The organism is Microcystis sp. M109S1 (assembly GCF_020247025.1).
In the GTDB taxonomy this organism is placed as follows: domain Bacteria; phylum Cyanobacteriota; class Cyanobacteriia; order Cyanobacteriales; family Microcystaceae; genus Microcystis.
In genome coordinates, this window is sequence record NZ_JADBRW010000383.1 from 1 (window position 1) to 8773 (window position 8773).

Genomic DNA, 8773 nt, shown 5'->3' on the forward strand with positions numbered 1-8773 from the left:
AAAGCTTTATAAAAACCCAACCATAACATAATATGCGCGTGGGGTTCACCATGTTGGGTAATTCTCAAGGGAGATGCCATATAAACAATTCCTTCAATTAATTCCGCTTTTTTGAGATGGGGCATCCCTTGATAACGTCGTTCAAATTCCCATCGAGTTAATTTATCGCCGTTTTCTAGGGGAGGAATTGTTAAAGAAGCAGCAATTACTGGAGTAGTTGTCATAAGTTTTCTCTTTTCAACCGTCTTCTTGTTAATCTTTGCCCGCTATCGGATCAGGCTTTTTTACTGATCTTCCATTATTATAACATCGATCGGTAGGGTGTGTTAAATTAGCTCAACACACCCACAAAAATTAATTGTAAGTCAGCAGATAATCGACAAGCTTAATTAATCTTTTCTCTTTAACTCCTGACACTGGGCGATTTAGGATATCTTCCAAAGAGTCAAAGGGCTTTTCTGAACGTTTTTTCAGAAAGTCATTAACAGATGCAGGTAGAATTCCCCCTTTTTTAAGCTGATTAGCATCACAGGTATTTAAAAGCTCTAAAATCGACTTATAAGAAGGAGGAGGAGGAGGAATAATTTTTTCTTCCAGTCTTTTGATTTCTTTTTGGTACTCCTCTCGGATTGCTTGTAACTGGGTTTCTAATAGTTTTTCAAGATTACTCATCCTCAATTCTAGAGAATTATCTATTTCTTCTGGCGTGGTAATTATCGCAGGTGCAGCAGATAATAACTGCATTTGCTCTACAGCAATATTCTCCGCTTCTTTATCAACTACAAAAGCGTTAATCATCTCGATGTCAGGAACTTTCTTATTAGCGATGACAGAAGCATAATATTCTAAATCTCCACTGATAATATTATAACGTTCATCAACTTTTTTATTATCAGCTTTTTTGAGAATAGCAGGGCGAATAATTCCACCCATTTCAATAATAAGATTGGCTAAATTTTCCAATTCAGTTTCAGAGAAAGTTTCTCTGGCAACGGAAGGATTAATATCAGTAATATCGACTCGTAAAAATTTCCACATTTATTTAACTCCTATTTTAGCTAAAACTTCCAATGCTAAGGCTTCAAATTCTGCTGCTGATACTCCCGCATCAGCTTGATGTTCGGCATAATCAATTATAGATTGGGGGGCAGGAATTTCTAAATCTCCCACGGTAACGTATTGATTTATACAGCGAGATAAAGGCATTCTTTCCGAGATAGTTGATTCCATCAAGTGTAAACTATATTTGTCTGGAATCACTTGTTTTTGTTTGGGAAAATTATATCTTAAGTATTGAGCATGGGTGGAAATTTTGGAAGGTAAAACGCCTAAAATTTGTAGTGTTGGTTTGCCCAAATCTCCACGACTTTCATTGATTTCCTCTTGAACAAAGTTTTTAACGCTATCTAATCCTTGATTAGAAAATGGTTTAAGATCAGAAGGAATTATCAGATAATCAGCGGCAATTAAAGCAATGCGTGCATACAAATCAAGTGCGGGAGGTGCATCAATAATTACAATATCGTATTGATTATTTACTTTCTCTAATTTTCTTGCCAATCTAGCAAATACCGCTGCATTATCTTTAATTTTAGCTTGGTTAGCAATTAAAGATATGTGAGAGGGAATAACATCAATTTCTGGATGATTGAATCCTTGGGACTTTCTGACGATATTCTCAATAAAAATGCGGTTACTGTTATCTAGCAAATGAAAGACGTTTTTATCTTTTAAATCATCGTCATCATCGAATTGAAACTTAATTAAACCAACGGCAAAGGTACTATTAGCTTGAGCATCAATATCAATCAATAATACTCGCTTACCTTTTTTACTCAAAGCTGCCGCTAGATTGGTAGCGACGGTGGTTTTACCAACACCACCTTTATGATGATAAATTGCGATGGTTTTCATGGGATTTCTGTTGTTGATTGTTGGAGAATTGAGCGGTTGAATGCCTAGGGATAAGGTTTCGTAGCCAATCAGAGATTTTAACTGTTCTAAGTGAGAGGCAATTTCTAACCCAGAACATCTAAAAACTAAATAAATTTTATCGGGTTTCCTTTGATAAAGTAGAATCTCATAACCATTGGTTAATAAACCCCACTGCACTTTAAAGTAGTTGAGATAATAACCTAAGCGGTGACGATGATTATTCAGCTTTTCTCTGGGGTTTTTAGCTTCGATAACTAGACAGTGAGAGGATAAAAACTGCTTTTTGTTGATAGGTTTTTGAGCGGAAACAAGGAAATCTAAGCGTACTTTACCGAAGCTAACTTGTTGATACCAATGTTCGGCATTGTAGCCTAGTTTGGGGAGTAAATACTGGACGATTAATTTACTCTCCACTTCCCTTTCGTTATGACAATAGTGAGGATTGAAAGTCACACATTTGAGGAAATACTTAAGAACAACTTATTGTTAGTTTAAATGATGACAGCCCTTCTCGTCAAGGTGAAGCACAGACTAAATCCTTACTTAATCGGGTATTTCAGCTGCAAGAACGAACCCCATCTATCCCAGAAAAGCTACATATTGAGATGAATATCAGTCAATTTACGGGTTTATTGCAGTAGGATGTTTATCTAAAAAGCATCCTACTGACAGCTTCAATTAATTAATCTGCATAATTTTCTCGGCTACTCTCTGGGAAATAAAAGGTAAAATTGAACGATTTTGACTGTTATCTTTTCCCTCGGTAAATACTACCAAGAGATAGGGAGTATGATGGGGAATTTCAATATAGGCTGCATCGTGACGTACTTGACTTGTCCAACCAGCTTTTGACCAAATTTGACTATTTTCTGGTAATCCTTGTCCCAGAAATCCTAAGATTTGTGTATCATCTCCTTGACTTGTCCAATCAGCAGGATTAAGACTACGTTTTAGTAAAGACATCATCATTTGGGAACGTTGGGAAGAAACAGCAATCCCCCCGACAATAGTATGAATTAAACGCGCCACTGCATTGCTAGTTAACATATTGCGATTCTCCATTAATTCCCCTAAAAAAGTGCGTTCACGTCCATAGGGACCATCGGACCAAGTTTTTTGATTAACGTTAATTGTCGCTAATTCTGGCCAATTTAGGGATTGAAAATAACGATTAACTATGTTGCGTTGTTGCTTCCAAGTTTCAAAGGGACCGGCGGCAATTTCTGGACCGCTAGTGGTTCCCGTGACCAGATCTACAACTAAACTGGTAGCATCATTACTAGAGTCAACAATCATGTCACGAATGGCGCGATTTAATTCGGTGCTTTCGGCAATCATTACCCCTTCTAACCACTCATGAATTGCTACTAGATAAAATAATTTCACTAAACTAGCAGGATAGGTTCTTTCTTGTCCGCGATAGCTAAATCCGCGGGGGGAATATTTCCAGAATTCTTCGTGGGAAATTGCTCCCCCCGTGTTGACGATAACGGGAGGATCATATACTATCCAAGTTAGGGCAATTTGTTCTTGAGCTAATTGGGGAAATTCTCGCCAAGTTGTTTCTAAAATATCTGTACCGAACTGTTGGAGGTGGTCTTCAGTATGAAAAAAGTTCATAGGTGTGCTGCAAAGTCAAGAGTTAGAAGGTGGATAAATTCTTGAGTCGGCAATTCTCATTTTACGGTAAAATTTACCGATAATTAATTATTTGAACGCTTCTGAGTTTAATGTTTATATCTACCGATGAGGTTCATCTCTATTTTATCAGTCTCGATCCGCCTGGGGACAGACTAGAAAAACTGGCTTCTTTGCTCTCGGAAGATGAAATAATTAGAGCTAATCGTTACCATTTTCCCCAACACAAGCGGCGTTTTTTGGTGGCTAGGGGGTGTTTACGGGAGATTTTAGGGTCATATTTGGCGATAAGTCCCAAAAAAATCGAGTTTATCTACAGTGAACGGGGAAAACCGAGTATTAACTACCAATTGCAGTTTAATCTCTCCCATTCCGAGGAGATGGCAATCTGTGGCTTGACTTTAACCGCTCGCATCGGGGTAGATTTAGAGAAAATGCGCGGGGTGAAAGATTTAGATAGCTTGACAAAAAGGTTTTTTTGTGCTAGGGAACATGATCTGGTTGAAAAGTCCGCAGAGAAGGAAAAGCTATTTTTTCAGTTATGGACGGCAAAAGAGGCTTATTTAAAGGCACTGGGAACGGGAATTAGCGGGGGACTCGAGCGAGTGGAAGTGGGCCTCAATCCCTTAAAATTAGACAATGTGGCGGGGGAATGGCAATTATGGACAGCGGCAATCGGCGATAATTATCGAGCGACGGTGGTTATCGAAGGTAGCGATCGAGTGATTAAAACCTTTGGCCTTTCTGATCTATGATTGATTGGGGAGTTAATTGCCTTCAGGTGTCCTTAATTATTACTTAATCTTGTTTTCTCTATGCGAATTGCTCTTTTTACAGAAACTTTCTTACCGAAAATCGATGGAATTGTCACCCGTCTTAAACATACCGTTGACCACCTACAAAGATTAGGTCATCAGGTATTAGTTTTCTCTCCCGATGGCGGTTTAAAGGATTACAAAGGTGCTAAAATTCATGGAGTTACAGGGATTCCCTTACCCCTATATCCGGAATTAAAAATGGCTTTCCCCCGGCCCTCAGTCGGTCAAGCTTTAGAGAGGTTCAAACCCGATATTATTCATGTGGTTAACCCCGCTATTTTAGGGGTGGGAGGCATTTATTTTGCCAAAACTATGAACATTCCCCTCGTCGCTTCCTATCATACCCATCTCCCCCAATACCTACAACACTACGGGTTAGGTTCCCTAGAAGGATTACTCTGGGAATTATTAAAATTGGCCCACAATCAAGCAAGTTTAAATCTCTGTACTTCCACTGCTATGGTGCAAGAATTATCTAGTCGTGGCATTGAAAAGGTAGAGCTTTGGCAAAGGGGAGTCGATACGGAATTATTTCAACCTCATTTAAAATCCCCGGCTATGAGACTGAAATTATCCCAAAACAACCCCGATAGTCCTCTCTTATTATACGTTGGTCGAGTCTCGGCCGAAAAAGAAATTGATCGCATTAAACCAGTATTAGAAGCGATTCCCGAAGCAAGATTTGCCATTGTGGGAGATGGTCCCCATCGGGAAGCTTTAACAAGTCATTTTGCCGACACAAATACCCATTTTGTCGGTTATTTACAGGGGTTAGAATTAGCCTCCGCTTTTGCTTCCGCAGATGCTTTTCTTTTTCCCTCACGCACAGAAACCCTCGGTTTGGTACTTTTAGAATCCATGGCTGCCGGTTGTCCGGTGGTGGCGGCAAATTCGGGGGGAATTCCCGATATTGTCACCGATGGAGTTAATGGTCATCTCTTCGATCCTAGGGATGAGAAGGGTTTAATTAGTGCCACCCGGAGATTACTAACCGCCAAGGCAGAAAGAGAGGAATTACGACGAAATGCGCGCCTAGAAGCGGAAAAATGGGCATGGCAAGCGGCCAGCAAACAATTATTAAATTACTATCACCGGGTTTTGAATAATAATTCTGTGGCTTTTGCCGCTTAATTGTTGTCAAAATGCTCGAATTTAATTGCAAAAACCTTGACCTATTGTAACTTTTATGGCCAGCGCACCCAGTACCACCTTAGATAAGTCCACCCAAGTTGTCAAAAAGACTTATCCCAACTATAAAGTTATTGTTCTCAACGATGACTTTAACACCTTCGATCATGTGGCCAATTGTTTAATTAAATATATCCCGGATATGACTACCGATCGAGCTTGGGAATTAACTAATCAAGTTCACTACCAAGGACAAGCAATTGTCTGGTCAGGTCCCCAAGAACAAGCGGAACTTTATCACCAACAATTGCGACGGGAAGGATTAACTATGGCTCCTCTAGAGGCCGCATAATTATGAATAATGGTCGTTTAGTTTGGAATCATTCTACTCATATTCCGGGGTTGATTGCGGTATTAGAAAAGTTAATTACCTATCAAGGAATCACCACTGTCACCCCGGGGGTACTTTCTCGCTCAAAAGGTCATTGTCCGCGGTTACAATTGCGGATATCAGTACCAATTCGTGGTGGTTTTAAGGTGATTGCGAGGACAGGAAAAAGTGTGCAGGAAGTCTTTGTTATCACCGATTTAAACCAAGAGGATTTAGAAATGGCTATCCAAGCTTGTTTAGGAAAATAACTGTCGTGGGTGCGTTGTTGAAAGGCTGCTGGTTATTAATCATTGTTTTTCTGTTTTTCTCTGTACATTCTCTCCCTAGTTTGGCAGTAATGGATAGACTTCCTTTAACAGTAACTTTATTGCAGGAACGTTTAAGCGCACCCGTCCTTAAAGAAGGGATGACTACCATTGATTTAGCCAATTTAGTTATCGATATCCGCGATGAAAATAAGGAACTCCAGGAACAATTTTATCAACAGATTCAAGGTCAAATTAATCGCGCTAAACAACCCCTAGGTTTAGATTTTAGTAATTCCTTAATTCAAGGCAATTTTATCGCTTCCCGTCTGGGTTTACCGACTCCTTTAACAAAAGTGGCTCTCGCTACCTTATTATCACCCACGGAAGAACAGTTGTTACAACAGGACGAAAATTTTTTATTCGATAGCGATGAACCGGTTTTTAATGTCACAGTATTTCGCGGACCTGTGAAGTTGTCCGGAACCGTATTTATGGGAGAAGTGGACTTTTCTAAGACTTTTTTTCTGCAAATTGTCGAAGCAATGGAAGCAAAATTTAGTCGTGAAAGTAATTGGGTAGAATCTCGTTTTGCTAGGGTAGCGAAATTTACCAAAGCCACTTTTATGGGAGATGTAAATTTTAGTCAAAGTCAATTTTTAAATAAAGCTATCTTTCGCACGGCACATTTTAAAAGTATTACCAACTTCCATCGCAGTCATTTTACTGCCGAAGCTTATTTTGATCAAACTAAATACGATAAAACCGCAGATTTTACCCGTACTTTCTGGGAAAAAGAAGCCAATTTTTCCCAAAGTCAATGGCGAGATCGTCCGCTATTTTCTAAGAGTAGATTTTTAAGTTTATTAACCTTTAGAAATGCCACTTTTGAAAAATCGGGTGCTTTTCGGTCTAGTTATTTTAATGGTGTAGTTAGTTTTCAAGATCTGAAACTTTTAGATCAGGTAGATTTTAGTAATTCCACTTTTACTAAAAATAGTTATTTGAGTGTATCGGGATTAGCTTTTGATTCCGATAAAGCGAAAATACTAGGAGATAGAGGAGTAATTGGTCAAGCAGTTTATTTACCAAACTTAACAGGAAATGAAACAGTTTTAAGAAATTTAGTTCGTAATTTTCGCTCCCTAGAACAAATTGCCGATGCCAATCAAATTGAATACAAAACCGAAAAATTGCGATTTCAACAGTTAAAACAAAAACTGAATAATATCTCAATTATTCGCCTAATTAACCTCACTTGGTTAGCTGATTTTCTGCATACTTCTTTCCTTGCTTTACTATTACTCTTAAGTCAAGATGGTACAAATTTTAGTTTAGTTTTCGGTACAGGAATCATAATTTTTGCCTATTTTGGCTGTTTATTTTGGTTAATTGATCGCGTGCGTCGTCTCACTCCTAAACCGGTAATTCCTAATCGTTATGAAATCTTTTGTATGGTAACTAGCTATATTATTCTCACCCTTTCAGGTGTGTTTAATATCCTGCAATCTGCCAGTCGTCCCCTACTAACTTTAACAGCCATTGCCCTAATTCTTGTCCCATTACCCTTAATTTTAGTTATCGAACTTTATCGTCGGGGACGCTATCACGATTTAATGGATAGTTCCTATTTCCTGCAAGATGGTAGTATGCGACAATTACGCTTATTAATCACCCGTTTACCCGTGGTTCCCGAATTTCCCCTCTTTCGCGATCGTTATACTCCTATTTCTTGGCAAAAGCGTTGGAATTGGTTAAATTATTACGATTTAAGTCTCAATAATTTGCTAAAATTAGGCTTTAATGATTGGCGAGTTCGCGATCAAGAATTACCCGCTATCATTTCTTTTTTAGTTTGGTATCAATGGGGTATCGGCATCTTTTATATTACTCTCCTTATCTGGACTCTCTCGCGCACGATTCCGGGGTTAAATCTCTTGATTTATTTAAAATAAACTGTAAAAATTTAAATACAGCAGTTATCTTTTCGTTTTGGGGAGCAGAAATATGAGTGGAAAGAGGAAAAAAACATGAATGCCAAATTGATTGAATCTCTCGTCCAAATTATCCAATCCCTTTCTGAAGAAGAAAGATTGCTCTTAGAGAAGAAATTAGTTGCACATGAAACTCAAACAGATTGGCTCTTCTCGACTTTGTGTGATAATTTTTGCTTATAGAATCGTGAAATGCTGATCGGGCAGGACTTTTAGGGCTATTTTGCGGAAGAAAGTATCAGTATAGACCTCGTTTCCACACAGAAACCAGAAGAGCCACAGATTTTGATAACCTAGCCCAAGCTTTAGCAGAATTGCGACAAATTTGTGCTGAAGAAAACTATACTATAGAAGTTCCTCCTCGCCAAGATCGTTCTAATCCATTTGCAGAAAGCTTAAATGACATTCCTGTGTGATACTAACATGATCAGCGAGTTAGCACGTCCCCAACCTAATGCCAGCGTGCTGCAATGGAGTAGAGAAGTTTCATCGATTGCCTTAAGTAGGTGGGTGGAATTAAATATAAGATGAACGTAGGTTGGGTTGAAGCATGAAACCCAACTCCCGCATGGGTTACGCTACCGCTAACCCATCCTACAAATAATTGTGCCTCCCTACTTAAGT

The 8773-nt window shown here is 38.9% G+C and carries 9 protein-coding genes and 1 pseudogene; 6 read left to right on the top strand and 4 right to left on the bottom strand.

Annotated elements, in window-relative coordinates:
• From IM322_RS18955 to IM322_RS18970, 4 genes and pseudogenes are all read right to left on the bottom strand, one after another.
• Positions 1-224 (bottom strand): annotated as a pseudogene (locus IM322_RS18955) (Uma2 family endonuclease); the annotation flags it as partial.
• Positions 225-354: 130 nt separating this feature from the next.
• Positions 355-1038 (bottom strand): ParB N-terminal domain-containing protein, encoded by a 684-nt coding sequence (locus tag IM322_RS18960; RefSeq protein WP_287676501.1) that lies wholly within the window; start codon positions 1036-1038, stop codon positions 355-357.
• Positions 1039-2388, bottom strand: coding sequence for a ParA family protein (locus IM322_RS18965; protein ID WP_287676503.1), 1350 nt, complete (start codon positions 2386-2388; stop codon positions 1039-1041). It lies immediately after the preceding gene.
• 225 nt (positions 2389-2613) lie between these two features.
• The gene (locus IM322_RS18970; protein ID WP_287676505.1) at positions 2614-3555 is read right to left on the bottom strand and encodes a serine hydrolase; all 942 of its coding nucleotides are present in this window, start codon (positions 3553-3555) and stop codon (positions 2614-2616) included.
• 110 nt (positions 3556-3665) lie between these two features.
• On the opposite strand from IM322_RS18970, the gene IM322_RS18975 reads away from it, so the two are divergent.
• The 6 genes from IM322_RS18975 (at position 3666) to IM322_RS19000 (ending at position 8332) form a co-directional block, all read left to right on the top strand.
• A complete protein-coding gene (locus IM322_RS18975; protein WP_287676507.1) occupies positions 3666-4328 on the top strand; it encodes a 4'-phosphopantetheinyl transferase family protein in 663 nt (220 codons plus the stop codon).
• A gap of 60 nt (positions 4329-4388) precedes the next feature.
• Complete coding sequence (locus IM322_RS18980; protein WP_287676509.1) at positions 4389-5522, top strand: glycosyltransferase family 4 protein; 1134 nt, start codon at positions 4389-4391, stop codon at positions 5520-5522.
• Positions 5523-5577: 55 nt separating this feature from the next.
• On the top strand, positions 5578-5871 hold the full coding sequence (gene clpS, locus IM322_RS18985; RefSeq protein ID WP_287676511.1) for an ATP-dependent Clp protease adapter ClpS: 294 nt from the start codon (positions 5578-5580) through the stop codon (positions 5869-5871).
• 2 nt (positions 5872-5873) lie between these two features.
• On the top strand, positions 5874-6158 hold the full coding sequence (locus IM322_RS18990) for a DUF2103 domain-containing protein (protein WP_002758083.1): 285 nt from the start codon (positions 5874-5876) through the stop codon (positions 6156-6158).
• A 5-nt stretch (positions 6159-6163) separates the two neighbouring features.
• Positions 6164-8110, top strand: coding sequence for a pentapeptide repeat-containing protein (locus IM322_RS18995; RefSeq protein ID WP_287676512.1), 1947 nt, complete (start codon positions 6164-6166; stop codon positions 8108-8110).
• Positions 8111-8185: 75 nt separating this feature from the next.
• On the top strand, positions 8186-8332 hold the full coding sequence (locus IM322_RS19000) for a hypothetical protein (RefSeq protein ID WP_287676513.1): 147 nt from the start codon (positions 8186-8188) through the stop codon (positions 8330-8332).
• Positions 8333-8773: the final 441 nt, after the last annotated feature.